Below are 18,239 nucleotides of genomic sequence, written 5' to 3'. Positions count from 1 at the left end.
GGTATGCGTGTCGTCATCGTGACCGAATCCTTTCCCCCCGATGTGAACGGCGTGGCCCACTGCGCGCTCCAGACCGCCCGGCACCTCGTCGATCGCGGTCACGCTCCCCTCGTCGTCGCTCCGGCGTCCCCCAAGTCCTCGGCGTCCCTCAAATCCGCCGCGTCCGCCAAGTCCGCGGCGCCCGCCAAGTCCGTCCCGTCCCCGACCGATTCCCCGTTCTCCGCCCCGCACGGGTGGCGGGACGCCCACGGACGGGGCGGAGAACCCGTCGCCGGGACGGGGGCCGACGCCTTGGCGCCCTGCCCCGTCGTCCGTGTCCCCTCCCTCCCGCTGCCGGGCTATCCCCAGGTCCGCGTCGCCCTCCCCAGCCGACGCGTCGCCGCCGCCATCACCGAACACCGCGCCGACATCGTCCACCTGGCCAGCCCCTTCGTCCTCGGCGTGCGCGGCATGGCCGCCGCCGCCCGGCTCGGCGTCCCCGCCGTCGCCGTCTACCAGACCGACCTCGCCGGCTACGCCCGCACCTACATGGGCGCCGGCGAAGCCACCGCCTGGCGGCGCATACGCTCCGTGCACGCCGCCGCCGACCGGACCCTCGCCCCGTCCAGCGCCGCCCTGGCCGACCTGGAGGCGCACGGCGTGCCCCGGGTGCGCCTGTGGCCGCGCGGCGTCGACACGGTCCGCTTCCGTCCCGGACACCGGGACGAAAGGCTGCGCCGCCAACTGGCGCCCGACGGCGAACTGATCGTGGGCTACGTCGGCCGGCTCGCCCCCGAGAAGCACGTCGAACTGCTGGCCGGCGCCTGCGGCCTCGACGGCGTGCGCGTGGTCGTGGTCGGCGACGGCCCGAGCGAGACGACGTTGAGGGGCGCGCTCCCCGGCGCCGTCTTCCTCGGCCGTCGCACCGGCGACGAACTCGCCCGCATCTTCGCCTCCCTGGACGTCTTCGTGCACACCGGCCCCTTCGAGACCTTCTGCCAGACCGTGCAGGAGGCCATGGCCAGCGGCGTGCCCGTCGTCGCCCCCGCCGCGGGCGGACCGCTCGACCTGGTCGCCCACGGCCGCACGGGACTGCTGGTGCCGCCGCGCGACGCCGGCGCCGTACGGGACGCGGTGGCCGCCCTGGCCGCCGACGCCGGTCTGCGCAGGGCCTACGGCAGCGCGGCGCGGGACATGGTCGAGGGGCGCACCTGGGCCGCCGTGGGCGACCAGCTCATCGGGCACTACACGGACGTGCTCTTCGCACGGAAGCCGGTGGCGGCATGAAGCTGCGCATCGTACGGCTCGCCAACTTCGTCGCCCCCGCCTCCGGCGGCCTGCGCACCGCGCTGCGCGAGCTGGGCGCCGGCTACCGGGCGGCCGGGCACGAACCGGTCCTGGTCGTCCCCGGCGAGCGCGCGAGCGACGAGGAGACCGAGCAGGGCCGGGTGATCACGCTGCCCGGACCGCTGCTGCCCGGGACGGGCGGCTATCGGGTGCTCACCGACAAGCGGCGGGTGGCCGGGCTCCTGGAGTCCCTCGCGCCCGACCGTCTGGAGGTCTCCGACCGGACCACCCTGCGCTGGACCGGGGTGTGGGCACGGCGGGCCAGGGTGCCCGCCGTGATGGTCTCCCACGAGACCGCCGACGGGGTGCTGCGGACGTGGGGGCTGCCGGAGGGCCTGGCCCGGCGGACCGCCGACGCCCTCAACGTCCGCACCGCGCACACCTACGCGCGCGTGGTGTGCACCACCGAGTTCGCCGAGCGCGAGTTCGTCCGGATCGGCGCCCGCAACGTCGTACGCGCCCCCCTGGGCGTCGACCTGGTGGGACGGCATCCCGCGCTGCGGGACGAGGCGCTGCGGGCCCGCCACGCGCGCGAGGGCGAGGTGTTGCTCGTGATGTGCTCGCGGCTGTCGGTCGAGAAGCGGCCGGGCACGGCGCTCGACGCGCTGGAGGCGCTGCTGCGACGAGGACAGCGGGCCGTTCTCGTCGTCGCCGGAGACGGGCCGCTCAGGACCCGGCTCGAACAGCGCGCACGGGAGCGAAACCTGCCCGTCACGTTCCTCGGGCACGTCGCCGACCGTGCCGCTCTGGGCGCCCTCCAGGCCACCGCCGACGTGTGCCTGGCGCCCGGTCCTGCCGAGACGTTCGGGCTCGCCGCGCTGGAGGCCATGGCCTGCGGGACCCCCGTGGTGGCCAGCGCGGTGTCCGCCCTCCCGGAGATCGTCGGCGCGGCCGGCGCCACGGCGGCGGACAGCGGGGAGTCCTTCGCGGACGCGGTACGGCTGCTGCTCGGCCGGCCCGAACGCGAGCGCAGGGAAGCGGCACGCGCGCGTGCGGAGTGCTTCGGCTGGGGCGACGCCGTGGCGGGCTTCCTAGCCGCGCACGACGCAGAGCTCCAGGTGCGGCCGCGTCTCCAGGAGGGCGTGGGATGAGACCGCTTCGGTTCGTGGCCCTCGGCGACTCGCTCACAGAAGGCGTGGGCGACCCCGTGGGCGAGCGCCGTCGGGGGTGGGCCGCGCTGCTCGCCGGCGGTCTCGCCCGGTCCGTCGACTTCACCAACCTCGCCGTGAGCGGGGCGCAGACCCGGGACGTACTGGAGCGGCAGACACCGGCGGCGCTGGCCCTGCGGCCGGACGTGGTGTCCGTCGTGATCGGCGTCAACGACACCCTGCGGTGCACCTTCGACATCCATGCCGTGGCCGCCCGGCTCGACAAGGTGTACGCGGCCTTCCGGGGCCAGGACGCCGTCCTGCTCACCGCGTGCCTGCCGGACCCCGGCGCCATGCTCGGGCTGCCGGGCGCCCTGGCGCGCCCCCTGGCCCGGCGGCAGCGGGCCGTCAACACCGTCGTGCACGCGCTGTCCGAGCGGTACGGGGCGGTGCACCTGCATGCCGCGGAGGGCGCGTGGCTGCGGGACCGCGCGATGTGGAGCGCGGACCGGCTGCACCCGGGGGAGCGCGGGCACCGGCAATTCGCCCTCCGTTTCCATGCGTTGCTCACGCGCGAGGGCATCGCCGAGGGGACGGCGCCCGGCGCCGAGCCCGAGTTCCCGCCGCCCACCCGGTCGGCCGGCCTGTGGTGGCTGGCCACCGCGGGCACGGGGTGGGTGGCCCGCCGGTGCACGGACCTGCTGCCGCAGCTCCTCACCCTCGCCGCCGCCGAGGTACGGCACCGGGCCCGGGGCACCAGCGCCCGGCTCGACCTGAGCGCCTCGCACGCCGTGGCGTCCGCGCTAGCCGCCCTCTCGGCGGCCGAACAGCCGGACCTGGCATGAGGAGCGGGACGCGACCTTCCCGGGGTGGAGCATGGCTGCCGGGCGTCGGTGCGCGACCGCGCGGCAGCGGCGTAGGGATGCCGGGCGTCGGTGCGCGACCGCGCGGCAGCGGCGTAAGGGTGCTCGGTGGCGGCGTGCGGCCGCGCCTCGGCGGCGTGCCCGCGCTCGTCGGCCGCGTGCTCAGCGGCGGCGTACGGGCGTGAAGCGGACCGGCGTGCCCGGCACCGCCTGAGCGGCTGCCGGCAGGTCGGCGCCGCGGACGACCGCGATCACCGGGTACCCGCCGGTGGTCGGATGGTCGGCGAGGAACACCACCGGTCTGCCGTCCGGCGGTACCTGGACGGCGCCCAGGACCAGGCCCTCGCTCGGGAGTTCGCCGGACACGGCCCTGTCCAGCGAGGGCCCGTCCGTCCGCAGGCCGATGCGGTTGCTCGCGGAGGACACCCGGTACGGGCGTGTGGTGAGGGTGCGCAGCGCCGACGCCGTGAACCAGTCGTCGCGCGGACCGGGCGTCACGCGCAGCACCAGTTCGGAGGGCGGCGCGACGTGCGGGACGGCGTCCACGCGCGCGTGGAGCACGCCGGGCCGGCCCACGGGCAGCACCGTGCCGTCCGTGAGGGGCGCCGGGCCGAGGCCCGAGAGGAGGTCGGTGGAACGGCTCCCGAGGACCGGCTCCACGGCCACGCCTCCCGAGACGGCCACGTAACTGCGCAGCCCCGCGCGGGCGGAGCCGACGTCCAGGAGTGCCCCGGCGGGCACCTGCACGGGCGCACCCCAGGCGGCGGGACGGCCGTCCACGGTCACCGGGCACGGCGCTCCCGTCACCGCCACGACGACCGCCGAACGCGGCCGCAGGGCGCAGCCGTCGAGCGTCGTCTCCAGGACGGCCGCCTGCGCCGGATTGCCGACGAGCCGGTTGGCCAGTGCCGCCGCGGGTGGGTCGAGCGCGCCGGAACGCGGCACGCCGAGATGCGCGTGACCGGGGCGGCCCTCGTCCTGGACGGTGGTGAGGGCTCCGGATCGGACGACCGACAGGGCACGGTCCGTCATGGGAGCTCCGCCGGGACGAAGCGGACGCGGGCACCCGGTGTCAACAGCGCCGCGGGCACGCGCGCGTGGTCCCACAACACCGCGTCCGTCGTGCCGATCAGCTGCCAGCCGCCGGGCGAGGAACGCGGGTACACGCCCGTGTACGGGCCGGCGAGCGCCACGGAACCCGCCGGGACCGCCGTGCGCGGGGTCGTCCGGCGGGGCACGTCGTACCGGGACGGCAGCCCCGTGAGATAGCCGAAGCCGGGGGCGAACCCGCAGAAGGCGACCCGGAACTCGGCCGCCGCGTGGATCGCGGGCACCTCCCGCACGTCGACACCCCACAGAGTCGCGACGTCCGCCAGGTCGGGGCCGTCGTAGCGCACCGGGATCTCGACGGCGCCGTCCGCGCGCGCGGGCAGCGGCGGGACGTGCCACGAGGGCAGCCGTGCGGCCAGTCCCACGGGGTCGTCCACACCGTCCAGGAGGACGGTGCGGGCCGCCGGCACGATCTCCCGCACGGACAGGGACCCCTCGGCGCGACGGCGCAGCAGCTCCGCGTGCAGAGCCTGGGCGGCGTCGCCGGAGGAGACCTCGACGAGCAGGGCGCTCTCCCCGACGGGCAGCGCCCGCACGCCGTCCCCCGGGGGCCGGGCCGCGATCCCGGTCCCGGCGGACGGGGCGGAGCTTTCCCCGAGGGGTGCGGCCGTCATGCGAACGCCTCCACGCGGACGCCGGAGGACTCCAGGCGTTCGCGCACGCGGCGGGCCAGGCCGACCGCGCCCGGGGTGTCCCCGTGCAGGCACAGGGAGCGTGCCCGGACCGGGATGCGGGTCCCGGACAGGGCGTTCACCTCACCGAGGCGGGCCAGCCCCACCGAGCGCTCGACCACGGCCTCGGCGTCCGTGATGACCGCGCCGTCCTGGCCCCGCGGCACCAGCGTGCCCTCCTCGGTGTACGCGCGGTCCGCGAACGCCTCGGTGGCGGTGGGCAGTCCGGCCTGTTCGGCGAGTTTCAGGAAGCGGGACGACGGCAGGCCGAGGACGGGCAGGGCGGCGTCCGCGAGCCGGACGCCCTCGACGACCGCCGCCGCCTGCTCCTCGTCGTGCACCACACGGTTGTAGAGCGCGCCGTGCGGCTTCACATACGCGACACGCGCCCCGGCCGCGCGCGCGAAGACCTCCAAGGCGCCGATCTGGTACGCCACTTCGGCGGCCAGTTCGTCCGACGGCACGTCCATCGCGCGCCGTCCGAACCCCGCCAGGTCCCGGTAGGAGACCTGGGCACCGATCCGCACGCCGCGCTCGGCCGCCAGCGCGCACACCCGCCGCATGGTGGCGGCGTCCCCGGCGTGGAAGCCGCAGGCCACGTTGGCGCTGGTGACGACGGACAGCAGCTGTTCGTCGTCGGTCAGCCGCCAGCGGCCGAAGCCCTCGCCGAGGTCGGCGTTGAGATCGATCGGGGTCATGGGGAGCGGTCCCTCCTCTGCGGTCGTCGTGGGTCGCGTCACGCCACGCGGTACTGCTCGTCACGGGTGTCCGTGACGAACATCCGGCCGGGTGCGTGGGTGATCGCGAAAGGGGGTCGGGAGGCCATCACGGCAGCCTGCGGCGTCACACCGCAGGCCCAGAACACCGGGATGTCGTCCGGCGCGAAGTCGACGGGATCGCCGAAGTCGGGGCGTGCGAGGTCCTCGACGCCCAGCCCCGACGGTTCACCGCAGTGCACCGGCCCGCCGTGCACGGCGGGCAGCAGACTGCTCTCCCTGATCGCCGCTGCCAGGTGCTCGGGAGGGACCGGGCGCATCGACACCACCATCGGGCCGTGCAGCCGCCCCGCGGGCCGGCACTGACGTGCCGTCACGTACATCGAGACGTTGCGGCCCTGTTCGATGTGGCGCATCGGTACCCCCGCCTCGCTCAGCGCCCACTCGAAGGTGAAGCTGCATCCGATGAGGAAGGACACCAGATCGCCACGCCAGCGGTCCAGCACGTCCGTCGGCTCGTCGACCAACTCGCCGTGCTCCCACACCCGGTAGCGCGGAAGGTCGGTGCGCAGGTCGGCACCCTCGGCGAGCGGGGTGGTCCAGGCGCCGGCCTCGGTGACGTCCAGCACCGGGCAGGGCTTGGGGTTGCGCTGGCAGAACAGCAGCATCTCGTACGCCCAGTCGGCGGGGACCGAGACGAGGTTCGCCTGCGTGTGGCCCGCGGCGACCCCCGCGGTGGGCGCGGACAGGCCCGAACGGAAGCGGGCCCGCGCCTGCCCGGGCGTCCACGCGTGCGCGTGGCCGTCGTGGTCGGGCGCGCCCGTTGCGCGGAGTTGCCGGCCGGGGAGACCCGACGGGTGCACCTGGAGGGTGTCCTTCACCGGAGCTCCTTCCCGCGCGTCTCGGGGAGCCCGACGAGGGCCACCGCGGCGAGGGCGTAGCCGATCGCGCCGAACACCAGCGCGCCGCCCACGCCCCAACTGTCGGCCAGGAAACCGACGGTGGTGGGGAAGACCGCGCCCACGGCACGCCCGGTGTTGTACGTGAAGCCCTGCCCCGTGCCGCGCACCGCCGCCGGGTACAGCTCGCTCAGGAACGAGCCGAAGCCGCTGAAGATGGCCGACATGCAGAAGCCCAGCGGGAAACCGAGCACGAGGAGCAGGTCGTCGGCGCCGCTGGGGATGTTCGCGTACGCGAGGATGCAGGCCGCCGACAGGATCGCGAAGAGCAGGATGTTGCGCTTGCGGCCGAGCTTGTCGGTGAGGTGACCGCCGGTGAGGTAGCCGATGAAGGCCCCGGAGATCAGGAACGTGAGGTAGCTGCCGGTGCCCACGACGGACAGACCGCGTTCCGTCTTCAGGTAGGTGGGCACCCAGGTGGCCAGCGTGTAGTAGCCGCCCTGGACTCCGGTGGAGAGCAGGACAGCGAAGAACGTGGTGCGCAGCAGGCCGGGACCGTCGGCGCCGGCGGGCTTGAAGATGGCGGTGAACGAGCCCTTCCGGGCGCTCTTCTCGCGCTGGGCGGCCGCCTCGGGGGCGTCCTGCACCTTGCGGCGGACCCAGACGACGAGCAGTGCGGGCAGTGCGCCGGTCCAGAACATCACGCGCCAGGCGAGGTCGTCGTCGACGTACTGGAAGACCAGCGTGTAGACGACGACCGCGAGCCCCCAGCCGACGGCCCAGGAGCTCTGGACCGCGCCGAGCGTACGGCCGCGGTGGCGCGGGCTCGCGTACTCGGCGACCAGGATCGCGCCGACCGCCCACTCGCCGCCGAAGCCGAGGCCCTGAAGGGCCCGGAACACCAGCAGCGTCTCGTAGTTGGGCGCGAAGCCGCAGGCCACGGTGAACACCGCGTAGGTGGCCACGGTGAGCAGCAGCGCCTTCACGCGTCCGATGCGGTCCGCGACGACGCCGGCGACCGCGCCGCCGATCGCCGAGACGACCAGCGTGACCGTGGTGAACAGGCCGGTCTGGCCGCTGTCCAGGCCGAAGTACGCGGCGAGCGCGACCATGCTGAGCGGCAGTGTGAAGTAGTCGTACGAGTCGAGGGCGTAGCCCCCGAAGGCGCCGCCGAAGGCGCGGCGGCCCCGCGGGCCGAGCGCCCGCAGCCAGCCGAACGCGCCGTCCTGATCGGCGGGTTCGGGTGCGCCCGGCCGGGCGTCGGGGGTCAGGGCCTGGGACGGAGGGGTTGTGCTCATGGGCACCTCACAGTGAGGGGACGGAGGGTGCTTTGGGCTGAGCGGTGCGGCGCGCGGCGGCGGACGCCGGAGCGGTGCGGGTGCGAGTCCTGCGGCTTGCCGTGCGCGGTCGTGCGGGCGGTGCGGGTGCGAGTCCTGCGGCTTGGCGTGTGCGGTGGTGCGAGCAGGTGCGTGCATGTGCGGTTCGTGGCTGCGCTGCCAGTGCGCCGGCAGCCGTGCGAGCAACATCTATGCGGTTTTATGGGCGATTTGCCCGCAACTGTTCCGGTGGTGCGGTGCGACCGAGCGGATGACGCCTGACCGTCAAGGTAGAGGATCGTTGAACGATCCCTCAATACCCATGTTGTTTCGTTCTTGTATCTGCGATTGAATTCCGGGCATGGCAGAGCTGACGGGACTGGCCGACGATCGCGCCCTGCTGGGCCGCACCAGCACCGCCGAGCGAGTCTCGGACATCCTCAGGAGCCGTATCGCCGACGGGTTCTTCCCGCCCGGCACACGGCTGTCCGAGGACAGCATCGGCGGGGCGCTCGGTGTCTCCCGCAACACCCTGCGGGAGGCCTTCCGGCTGCTCACGCACGAGCGGCTGCTCGTCCACGAGCTCAACCGCGGCGTCTTCGTGCGGGTGCTGACCGTCGACGACGTCGAGGACATCTACCGCACCCGCTCCCTCGTCGAGTGCGCCGTGGTCCGCGGTCTCGGCGAGCCGCCGTACGCCGTGGACGGCCTCGCCCACGCCGTCGCCGACGGGCAGCGGGCGGCACGCGAGGGCGACTGGAAAGGCGTCTCCACCGCCAACATCCACTTCCACCGGGAGCTCGTGGCGCTCGCCGGGAGCGACCGCACCGACGAGCTGATGCGCAGCGTCTTCGCCGAACTCCGCCTCGCCTTCCATGTGGTGGACGACCCCCGGCGGCTGCACGAGCCCTACCTCGTCCGCAACCGTGACATCCTCCGCACCCTCCAGGACGGCGACCGGGACGGCGCCGAGCAACTGCTCTCGGTCTACCTCGACGACTCGCTCAGAGGCCTCGTCGAGGTGTACGGGCGGCGGGTGGCGGACGCGGCGCAGGGCACCGCCTGACCGGGCCGGGGGCCACCACCGTGCCCGTCGTGACCGCCGGTCGCATCTGCGTCGTTTCGACCGTTGTCGGACCGAGGACCTAGTCTGTGCACCGTGACTTCGCCTGCATCGACGGACAGCGTTCCGCCCCAGCTCAGCGCGGGGCCGCGCCCGGCGCCGGGCCCGGCCGCCGACGAGGGCCTGGCGCGGCGCCTGCGCGCGCTCGCCTGCACCGCGCCGCTGCACGACCTCGACGCACGCAAGGCGAATCTCGCGGGTGAGTACACGGTCTACGGAATGGCGGAGATCGCCCTCGCCGCGATCGACCTCGTCACACTCAACATGGACTTCGACACGGGTGCCGACCACGACCAGATAGTGGCCAGGCTCATCCCGCGCATCGCCGCCCAGGCCCCGCGGCGGCCCGTCGCCGAGCACGAGCGCGTGGCCCGCTGGGTCCTGGAGAACCTGATCAACGTCGGCAGTGTCGACCGCGGCTTCCGCGCGGTGTACGGCACCTTCGCGCCCGACGGCTCCTACGTCCGCCGCGACTACGACTTCAAGCTGATCGAGGAGGTGCCCGGGTACGGCGGCAGCGTCTACCTCCGTACGACCGACGAAGCGGTCAACGTCCTCGTCGGCGCCCTCGACACCGACGTCACCAGCGCGCAGATCGCCGCCGAGGTCAAGCTGGAGGTGCTGATCAGCAGGGGCCGGCTCGCGGACGCCCAGCTCGCCGCAGAGCAGGCCCGCTACCGCACCGTGCAGTACTCCGAGACGCTCCGCCGGGCGCTGGACGCGACCCGCCGCAATGTGCGGGCCGTCGACTGGCTCCAGGCCGTCCCGGACATGATCGCCGAGGCGCTGGACCACGTGGCCGACCGGTACCGCCACGAGAACGCGATCCTCACCAACATCCGCAAGGCCCGGGACGAGTCCGAGGATCCGGAGCAGAAGCGGCGGGCCGCCGAACTCGTCGACATCGTCAAGGACTGCATCCGCAGGCACACCCAGCTCCAGTCCCGGCTGCTGGAGGCGGGCCCCCTGTTCCGCGCGGAGCAGGACCGGCAGGCCTTCGCGACCCCCATGACGACGTCCGGCATCGACCTGTACGGACATCTCGTCGCCCCCGTACTGCCCCTGCCGGTGGAGCAGGCACTGCGCGTCACCGACGCCTTCTTCGCCCGCGGGACGGGACTGCGCACCCCCGTCGCCGTACGCGTCGGGGATCTCGTCGACCTGCTCCTGACCCCGCCCCTGGAGCGGGAACACCTCGGCGCCGAGATGCCCGAGCCCGATCTGATCGCCACCCCGGACGACAGCCGGTTCAGTGAGGAGCAGCTCGCCTGTGCGAAGGAGCTGCTCGACCTGCCCGCGGACGCGCCGCGCCGCCTGTCCGGACTCCTCGCCGAAGCCCGCCGCCGCGACCCCGAACTGCCCTACCTGGTCGCGCTGCTGGCCGTCCACGCGGCCAGCCCGCCGGTCGGCACCGCCTATCGGCAGGGCGAGGAGAAGCTGCTCTTCGCGGTGGACGACGGCACGGAGCTGGACGACCCGGAGTTCGGTGGCGCCGACCTCATCGTCGGCACCGCCCTGCTGGACGCGGCGGGGATGGCGGCGGACCGCGCGGAAGCCGCATGAGATGCCGGACCGCAGCCGGACGCGGGACCGGACCGACGCCCGACTGACCCCGCCCGGACGTGGCGCCGGGCCCCGCGCCGGAGCCCGCGTGACGCCGGTGGGGAGCCGTGCGAGCGACCAGGACCGGATCGGACACGCGGCCCGGCGCAAGCCGCACGAGACACCGGGCGACAGCCCCCTGACATTGACGTACGTGATGAAGCACCAGCCGACCAAGGAGCCCCAGCCGTGACCGAGCACGTCGAGTGGAGTGAAGCGGAGGCCACCGCCGCTCCGGCGCACGCCCCCGTCACCCCGGCCGACGCCGCCGACGCGGCGCGGCTCGTCGCCTTCGGGCTCCAGCCCAAGCTCCAGCCCGCCCGCGACCAGGAGTACACCGAGCTGCTGCGCCGCTACCGCGAGGACCCGCCGTTCGCACGGCTCGCCGACGCCGTGGCCGCCGGACTCGGGCTGGTGGTGCTGGAGGTTTCCCCGCGCGCGGGGATGGCGGTGACCGCCGCCGAGGACTCCGTGTTCGCCGTCCGGATGGGCGACTACGCCCGCCGCGCGTCGGCCGACTCCGGCGACCGCTTCCTGCACGGGCTCGCCCACCTCGCGATCGCCGCCCTCGCCTTCCCCCGCCCCGAGGACCTCGCGGACGACGGATACATCGGACGCGTCTCGGTCAACGGCGTCGACGCGTTCGTCCGACAGGCCTGCCGGCGCCTGGAGGAGCGGGCGGGCGACCAGGGCGAGAACACCGACCCGGCGACGGACGCCCCGGGTCTGGAGGCGGCCTGGCGGATCTGGGCGCGCCGCAGCTCCACCGGCGCCACCAAGGACGCGAGACGACTGGCCGGCTCGACCACCGGCATCGTCGGCAAGGCGGCCGCCTTCCTCACCGACTCGGGATTCCTCCAGCGCACCGGGGACGACGCAGGAGGCACCTACCGCACGACGGCCCGCTATCAGCTCCAGGTCCGCGACATGGCGGGGAGCGCGGCCATGGCCGAGCTCCTGGAACTGGGCGTCGTCCCGGTGACCGACGGCACCGCGACCCTGATGCCCGCCGAGGACACCGACGACCTCGAGCTGGCCGCCGACGCCGGACTGCCCTTCCACTCCTGACCGACTCACCCCCCTCACGACTACGAGAGTCCGCCGCCATGTACGAGCTGTCCCGGGTCCGCCTCTACTCCATCGGGCCTGCCGGTGCGCGCTACGCCGACACCGTGCTGGACCTGCGGGGCGTCGGCGAGCCCGTGCCCGACCCCGCGCCCATCCAGGCGGAGTTCTTCGAGGAGGAGCCGGTCGGGCCGCCGCGCCGGCCCGCTCCCGCGGGCGTGCTCTTCCTGGAGAACGGCGGCGGCAAGTCGGTGCTGCTCAAGCTGATCTTCTCCGTGATGCTCCCCGGCCACCGCAACACCCTCGGCGGCGCCAGCTCCGGCGTCCTGCGCAAGTTCCTGCTCGCCGACGACTGCGGGCACGTCGCGCTGGAGTGGCAGCACACGCTGACCGGCGAGTGCGTCGTGGTCGGCAAGGCCAGCGAATGGCGCGGACGGCAGGTCTCCAACGACCCGCGGAAGTTCGCCGAGGCCTGGTACTCCTTCCGGCCCGGCCCCGGACTGAGCCTGGACAATCTGCCCGTCGCCGAATCCACCGCCGTGCGCCCGCCCGCGGAGGGCGCGTCCGGGGCGCAAGGACGACGCCGCACCATGAAGGGCTTCCGGGACGCGATCACCGAGGCCGGCAAGGCCTACCCGCACCTCGAAGTGCACTGGGAGGACATCCACGACCGGTGGAACGAACACCTCGGCGACCTGGGCCTGGACCCCGAACTCTTCCGCTACCAGCGGGAGATGAACGCCGACGAGGGTGAGGCCGCCGGCCTCTTCGCGGTCAAGAAGGACTCCGACTTCACCGACCTGCTGCTCCGCGCGGTCACCGACACCCGGGACACCGACGGACTCGCCGACCTGGTGGGCGGCTTCGGCAACAAGCTGGGGCGCCGCGCCGAACTCATCGCCGAGCGCGACTTCACGGCCGGCTCCGTCGAGCTCCTCGGGCGGATCGTCGAGGCGAGCGAAGCGCGCGCACGCGCGCGTGACATCCACGCGGGCGCGGAGCGGCGCACCCGGACACTGGCACGCCGGCTGTCCGCGCGTGCCGTGCAGGAGCGCGTGCGGGCCGGGGAGCTCGCCCAGCGCGTGACCGCCGCCGCGTACGCCGTCACCCACGCCGAGGGCGCCCGCGAGCGCAGCGCCCTGATCGCCGCCGAACTCGCTTACCGGCACGCCTCGTTGGCGCTGGCCGGAGCCGAGAAGTCCGCGACGGCACAGAAGCGCGAGCTCGCCGACGCGCGCACCCTGCACTCCGCGTGGCAGGCCGCCGAGGCCGTGCTGCGGCACCGGGCGGCCGCCGACCGCTCCGCGCGCGTGGCCGCCGCGATCCGGGAGGCCGAACGCGACGCCGCGCCCGCGCTCGCCGCGCGCGCCAAGGCCGCCGTCGACCTGGTCCGCGCCCTGCACCGCGCCGCCGAGAGCGCCGAGACCCTCGCCAACGAGGAGGAGGAGCGTTCGGCCGGTCTTCAGGAGGTCGGCGAGACGGCCTACGCGGACTCGACCGCCGCCGCGACCGCGGCACAGCGCGCCCGCAGCGAGGTCGGGCATCTGCGCCAGCGCCTCGCCGAGGTCGAGCAGGAGACCGCCGAGGCGGTGCGCGCCGGCTGGCTCGACGACAGCGCCCCGGACGCCGACCCGGCCCGCGCCGCGCTCGCCGCCAGCGACGCCGAGAAGACGGCCGTCGCTTCCTGGGACACCGCACGCGAGGCCGCGCGCCGCGCCTTCGAGCACGCCCGCGAGGCGGCCTCCGCCGAGTCCCGCGCGGAACTGACGGCCGCACGCGCGGCGGACGCCGCCACGGCGGCCGAGCGGTCCCACGAGGCGGAGCGCCGTACGGCGGAGACACTGGCCCAGGAGGAGCGGCTGGCCGAGCTGCTCGGTCTGCCGGGCGCCGCCCGCACGGTCCGCGGCACCGTGCCCGTGCCCCGCACCGGCGACGGCCCGGCCGAAGGCGCCCGCGGCGGTGTCAGCCACGGCAAGGAAGACGGTGCCGGGGCGAGGCAGAGCGGCGCGGACGAGAACTGGGGAACGACCGAAAGCCCCCTGGCCCCGCACGAGTTGGACCACTACGCCGACGAGCTCCGCGAGCTCCTCGACGACGGGGTCGCCACCGCCGAGCGCCAGTTGTTCGAGCTGCGGACCGCCGCCGCGGACGACGCGCGCATCCTCGGCGCCCTCGGTGACGGCGGCCTGCTGCCGCCGGGCCCCGACGTGCTCGCCACCGTGGAGTACCTCGGCGAACACGGCATCCCCGCCCTGCCCGGCTGGCGCTATCTCGCCCAGGCCGTCGACCCCGCCGACCACGCGCGCGTGCTCGCCGCCCGCCCGGAGCTGGTCGACGGCGTGATCATCACCGACCCGGACACGCACGCGCGCGCCCGCGAAGTGCTCGGCGACGCCGCGCTGCTGCCCCGTTCGGCCGTGGCCGTCGGCACCGCCGCCGCGCTGCTCGCCCCCACCCCGGCCCCCGACGGGGGAGACGGCGGAGTCTTCCTCGTACCGCCGAACCCGGCCATGCACGACGAGCACGCCGCCGACGAGGAGCGGCAGACGCTGCGCAGCCGCGCCACCCAGCGGGACGAGGAGATCCGCGTCCTGGCCGGGCGGCTCGCCAAGGACCGAGAGCTGGCGGCACGCCTCGCGTCCTGGCGCACCGGGTGCCCGGCCGGGCGGCTCACCGAGCTCGCGACGGCCGCGGGGGAAGCACGCGCGTTCGCCGACGAGGCCGAGGCGGAGCTGGCCGAGGCGCGAACCGTCCGGGCGGAGGCAGACGAGGCCGCGGCCGAAGCGGCCCACGTGCGCGACGAACGCCAGGAGGCCGCGCAGCGTGCCCGGCGTGCCGCCGACGCGCTCGCCGGGCTGGCGTTCCGGCTGCGTGAGCGCGCCGGCTGGCAGGTCAAGGTCCGTGAACTCGCCGACGAGGCCGCGGAGTCGGAAGCTCGCGCCCAGGTCTGCCTGGAGCGCGCCCGCGCCGCCGACGAGGACCGCCGTGCCGCCCAGCGCGCGGCCGACGACGCCCGGCGCACGGCCCGCGCGCTGCGCGCCGAGCGCGCGGAGATCGCCGGCGCCCCCGATGACGTGCCGGAGGACGAGACGGCGGCGTCGCAGTCCCCGCTGCCCGCGCTGCGCGAGGCCTACCGCGCAGCCTCCCAGCTGTACGAGAAGGTCGGCGTCGGCGCCGACCTCCGCGCCGAGCAGGCCCGCGCCGAGAGCGACGAGAGTGCCGCGCTCGCGGAACTGGACCGGCTCAGCAACAAGGTACGCACGCGCGCGGCACAGCTCCTCGAATCGCCCGACGGCTCCGACGGGCCCTCCCGGCAGGCCGCCGCCGCCCGTGCCGAGGAACTCGTGCAGCTCCTGGAGACCCGCATGTCGACCGCGAGCGAGCAGCTCGGACGACTGCGCGGCGAGGCAGAGCGGCACGCGCCCGAGGACGGCGAGGCCCACACCCGGCTGCCCGAGGAACTGCTGCCCCGCGACGCCGAGCACGCGCAGAGCCTGCTGCGCACCGCCACGGGCGAACTGACCTCCCGTGTCGAGGCGTTGGACCAGGCCCGCGAGGCCCATGCCGAACTGCTCGCCGCCCACCGCGCCGCCGAGGACGCGGCCGGCGGCTTCGACGAGACCTCCGCCCTGCTCAGGGACCTCCTGCGCGAGCACGGCGACGAGGAGCAGGAGGAGACCGAGCCCTACCCCGGCACGCTCGAAGAGGCACGCCACTCCGCCGCCGAGACCCGCCGCTCGCTGCGTGGCTGCGCCGCCGACCTCTCCGCCGCCGAGTCCGCCGTCCGCGAGGCCGGTGACGTCCTCGTACGGCATGCCAACTCCACGCGGTACGAGCAGGTGCGCACGCCCGCGCGGCAGCAGATCCGCGAGCTTCCCGCCGCCGCGCTGCCGGAGCACGCGCAGAAGTGGGCGGACGCGTTCGCGCCCCGGCTGCGGGTGCTGACCGACGAGCTGGCGCAGCTGGAGCGCAATCGCGACTCGATCGTGGACCGGCTCCGCGGGCTCGTGGAGTCGTCGCTCGCCACCCTGCGGTCCGCGCAGCGGCTGTCCCGCCTCCCCGAAGGGCTCGGCGAGTGGTCCGGACAGGAGTTCCTGCGGATCCGCTTCGAGGAGCCCGACCAGGCCACGCTCACCGAGCGGCTCGGCGAGGTCGTCGACGAGGCGACCCGCGCGGCGGTCAGGAAGAACTCGGACATGCGCCGCGACGGCATGTCGCTGCTGCTGCGCGGCGTCAGCGCGGCACTCCAGCCGAAGGGCATCGCCGTCGAGATCCTCAAGCCGGACGCGGTGCTGCGCGCCGAGCGCGTCCCGGTCGGGCAGATGGGCGACGTCTTCTCCGGCGGACAGCTGCTCACCGCGGCGATCGCCCTGTACTGCACGATGGCCGCGTTGCGCAGCAACGACCGGGGCCGCGACAAGCACCGCCACGCCGGCACGCTCTTCCTCGACAACCCCATCGGCCGCGCCAACGCGACGTACCTGCTGGAGCTCCAGCGGGCCGTCTCGGACGCGCTCGGCGTCCAGCTCCTGTACACCACGGGCCTGTTCGACACGACGGCCCTCGCCGAGTTCCCGCTGGTGATCCGGCTGCGCAACGACGCCGACCTGCGTGCCGGTCTGAAGTACATCAGCGTGGAGGAGCACCTGCGGCCGGGACTGCCGCAGCAGGCACAGGCGGGGGAGGCCGTGCACAGCGAGATCACGGCGACGCGGATGTACAAGCGTCCCGCACCGAGCACTCCGCAGCCCTGAGCCGTGGCGGGGGGGGGGGGGGGGGGGGGGGGGGGGGGCGGCCCCCCCCCCCCCCCCCCCCCCCCCCCCGCGCGGGGGGGGGGGGGCCGCGGGGGGGGCCGCCCCCCCACTCCCCGATGCCTCCGACAGGAACCCCCGCTCGCGGAGGTGCCGTCAGGCGTCTTCCTTCAGCAGGTCGGCGCACTTCTCGCCGATCATCATCGTCGTGATGCACGGATTGACGGAGATGAGGTCCGGCATCACGGAGCCGTCCGCCACCCGCAGACCCGCGATCCCCTTGACCCGCAGCCGCGCGTCGAGCGGCGCCGAGGCGTCGTCGTCCGCACCCATCTTCACCGTGCACGACGGGTGGTAGACGGTGTTGTGGGTCTTGTGGATGTAGTCGAGCAGTTCGTCGTCCGTGCCCACGTCGGGACCGGGCGCCAGCTCCGCGCCCGTCCAGCCGCTCAGCGCGGGCTGCCCGGCGATCCGGCGGGCCAGCCTCAGGCCGTACGTCATCACCCGCACGTCGTGCTCGTGCGTGAAGTAGCGCGGATCGACCATCGGCTTGTCCCGGTAGTCACGGGTGCGCAGCCGCACCGTGCCGCGGGACTTCGCGCGCGTGACGTTGGGCGTCAGGCAGAAGGCGTTCTCCGAGGTGGGAAAGCCGTGCCGGGCCGTGTTCATGTCGAACGGCACCGAGCCGTAGTGGAACATCAGGTCCGGTCGGTCCAGACCCGGTTCGGTGTCGTAGAAGATGCCCGCCTCCCACCACTGGCTGGACGTGGTGGTCATCGGCCGCCGGGCCTCCCACATGATGACGCCCTCGGGGTGGTCCTGGAGGTTCTCGCCCACGCCGGCGGCGTCCACCACCACCTCCACGCCCACCTCGCGCAGATGCCAGGCCGGCCCGATGCCGGACAGCATCAGCAGCTTGGGAGTGTCGATCGACCCGCAGGACACGATCACCTCGCGGCGGGCGCGCACCGTCCGCGTGTGGACCAGGTCCGGGTCCAGATACTCCGCGCCCACGCAGCGTCGGCCGTCGAGCACGAGCTTCTTGGCCCGCACCCCGGTGCGTACCTCCAGGTTCGGGCGCTTGCCCATCACCGGGTGGAGGTAGGCGACCGACGAGGACTGGCGGATGTTGTTCTCGTCGGAGTTGATCTGGAACCAGTTGGCGCCGCGGATCACGGTCGTTCCGGTGTTGAAAGCGGTGGTCGGGATGCCCGCCTGCGCGCAGGCCTCCAACAGCGCCGCGCCACAGGGGTCTTCGCCCTTCAGCGTGCGCAGCTTGACCGGACCGTTGCGGCCGTGGTGGTCACCGGGTGCGTCGTTCGACTCCAGCCGCCGGTAGAGCGGGAAGAGTTCGGCGGCGCTCCAGCCCGTACACCCGGCGGCCGCCCAGTCGTCGAGGTCCTCCGCGGGGGCCCAGAAGGCGATGCACGAATTGTGGGAGGAACAGCCGCCGAGCACTTTCGCCCGGGCGTGCCGCATGAAGCTGTTGCCGCTCGCCTGCGGCTCGACGGGATAGTCCCAGTCGTAGCCGGACTCCAACAGGCCCATCCAGCGCTCCAGTTTGAGGACGCTGTCGTCGCCGACGTCGCTGGGACCGGCCTCCAGGACGCACACGGTGACGGACGGGTCCTCGGAGAGCCGGGCGGCGACCACGTTCCCGGCGGTGCCGCCGCCGACCACCACGTAGTCGAACTCGTCGATGCTCATGA

At 74.4% G+C, this 18,239-nt stretch carries 14 protein-coding genes; 8 read left to right on the top strand and 6 right to left on the bottom strand.

The window, feature by feature from the left end; translation table 11 throughout:
* Positions 1 to 3: 3 nt before the first annotated feature.
* The 3 genes from ACZ4IF_RS19355 to ACZ4IF_RS19345 are packed head-to-tail and all read left to right on the top strand — an operon-like array spanning position 4 to position 3,259.
* On the top strand, positions 4 to 1,266 hold the full coding sequence (locus ACZ4IF_RS19355; protein ID WP_467564368.1) for a glycosyltransferase family 4 protein: 1,263 nt from the start codon (positions 4 to 6) through the stop codon (positions 1,264 to 1,266).
* Positions 1,263 to 2,417, top strand: coding sequence for a glycosyltransferase (locus ACZ4IF_RS19350; protein WP_467564366.1), 1,155 nt, complete (start codon positions 1,263 to 1,265; stop codon positions 2,415 to 2,417). Before ACZ4IF_RS19355 ends, ACZ4IF_RS19350 begins: the two co-directional genes overlap by 4 nt.
* Positions 2,414 to 3,259, top strand: a complete 846-nt coding sequence (locus tag ACZ4IF_RS19345) for an SGNH/GDSL hydrolase family protein (protein ID WP_467564364.1) — start codon at positions 2,414 to 2,416, stop codon at positions 3,257 to 3,259. The genes ACZ4IF_RS19350 and ACZ4IF_RS19345 overlap by 4 nt, the downstream gene beginning before the upstream one ends.
* A gap of 180 nt (positions 3,260 to 3,439) precedes the next feature.
* On the opposite strand, the gene ACZ4IF_RS19340 is transcribed toward ACZ4IF_RS19345, so the two are convergent.
* The 5 genes from ACZ4IF_RS19340 to ACZ4IF_RS19320 all read right to left on the bottom strand — a co-directional run bounded on the left by ACZ4IF_RS19340 (position 3,440) and on the right by ACZ4IF_RS19320 (position 7,971).
* Positions 3,440 to 4,309 carry a 5-oxoprolinase subunit C family protein gene (locus ACZ4IF_RS19340; RefSeq protein WP_467564362.1) on the bottom strand — a complete coding sequence of 290 codons (870 nt, stop codon included), beginning with the start codon at positions 4,307 to 4,309 and terminating at the stop codon, positions 3,440 to 3,442.
* Positions 4,306 to 4,923, bottom strand: coding sequence for a 5-oxoprolinase subunit B family protein (locus ACZ4IF_RS19335; protein ID WP_467564806.1), 618 nt, complete (start codon positions 4,921 to 4,923; stop codon positions 4,306 to 4,308). Before ACZ4IF_RS19335 ends, ACZ4IF_RS19340 begins: the two co-directional genes overlap by 4 nt.
* A 74-nt stretch (positions 4,924 to 4,997) precedes the next feature.
* Positions 4,998 to 5,756: a LamB/YcsF family protein gene (locus ACZ4IF_RS19330; RefSeq protein WP_467564360.1), complete on the bottom strand. Its 759-nt coding sequence runs from the start codon at positions 5,754 to 5,756 to the stop codon at positions 4,998 to 5,000.
* A 38-nt stretch (positions 5,757 to 5,794) separates the two neighbouring features.
* Entirely contained in the window at positions 5,795 to 6,637 is an 843-nt protein-coding gene (locus tag ACZ4IF_RS19325) for a putative hydro-lyase (protein ID WP_467564804.1), read from the bottom strand.
* 14 nt (positions 6,638 to 6,651) lie between these two features.
* Positions 6,652 to 7,971 (bottom strand): MFS transporter, encoded by a 1,320-nt coding sequence (locus ACZ4IF_RS19320; protein WP_467564358.1) that lies wholly within the window; start codon positions 7,969 to 7,971, stop codon positions 6,652 to 6,654.
* Positions 7,972 to 8,350: 379 nt separating this feature from the next.
* Between ACZ4IF_RS19320 and ACZ4IF_RS19315 the strand changes: the two genes are divergently transcribed.
* The 5 genes from ACZ4IF_RS19315 to ACZ4IF_RS19295 all read left to right on the top strand — a co-directional run bounded on the left by ACZ4IF_RS19315 (position 8,351) and on the right by ACZ4IF_RS19295 (position 16,533).
* Positions 8,351 to 9,055, top strand: coding sequence for a GntR family transcriptional regulator (locus ACZ4IF_RS19315; protein ID WP_359503442.1), 705 nt, complete (start codon positions 8,351 to 8,353; stop codon positions 9,053 to 9,055).
* 93 nt (positions 9,056 to 9,148) lie between these two features.
* A complete protein-coding gene (locus ACZ4IF_RS19310; RefSeq protein WP_467564356.1) occupies positions 9,149 to 10,675 on the top strand; it encodes a hypothetical protein in 1,527 nt (508 codons plus the stop codon).
* 88 nt (positions 10,676 to 10,763) lie between these two features.
* The gene (locus ACZ4IF_RS19305; protein WP_467564354.1) at positions 10,764 to 10,907 is read left to right on the top strand and encodes a hypothetical protein; all 144 of its coding nucleotides are present in this window, start codon (positions 10,764 to 10,766) and stop codon (positions 10,905 to 10,907) included.
* Positions 10,904 to 11,782 carry a hypothetical protein gene (locus ACZ4IF_RS19300; protein ID WP_426681752.1) on the top strand — a complete coding sequence of 293 codons (879 nt, stop codon included), beginning with the start codon at positions 10,904 to 10,906 and terminating at the stop codon, positions 11,780 to 11,782. Before ACZ4IF_RS19305 ends, ACZ4IF_RS19300 begins: the two co-directional genes overlap by 4 nt.
* A gap of 38 nt (positions 11,783 to 11,820) precedes the next feature.
* The gene (locus ACZ4IF_RS19295) at positions 11,821 to 16,533 is read left to right on the top strand and encodes a hypothetical protein (protein ID WP_467564351.1); all 4,713 of its coding nucleotides are present in this window, start codon (positions 11,821 to 11,823) and stop codon (positions 16,531 to 16,533) included.
* A 153-nt stretch (positions 16,534 to 16,686) separates the two neighbouring features.
* On the opposite strand, the gene ACZ4IF_RS19290 is transcribed toward ACZ4IF_RS19295, so the two are convergent.
* A complete protein-coding gene (locus ACZ4IF_RS19290; protein ID WP_467564349.1) occupies positions 16,687 to 18,237 on the bottom strand; it encodes a GMC family oxidoreductase in 1,551 nt (516 codons plus the stop codon).
* Positions 18,238 to 18,239 lie beyond the last annotated feature (2 nt).

It is taken from the genome of Streptomyces sp. NPDC025784 (assembly GCF_055558435.1).
The sequence above is the reverse complement of the archived record's forward strand: the minus strand, read 5'-3'. Positions and strand labels throughout refer to the sequence as shown.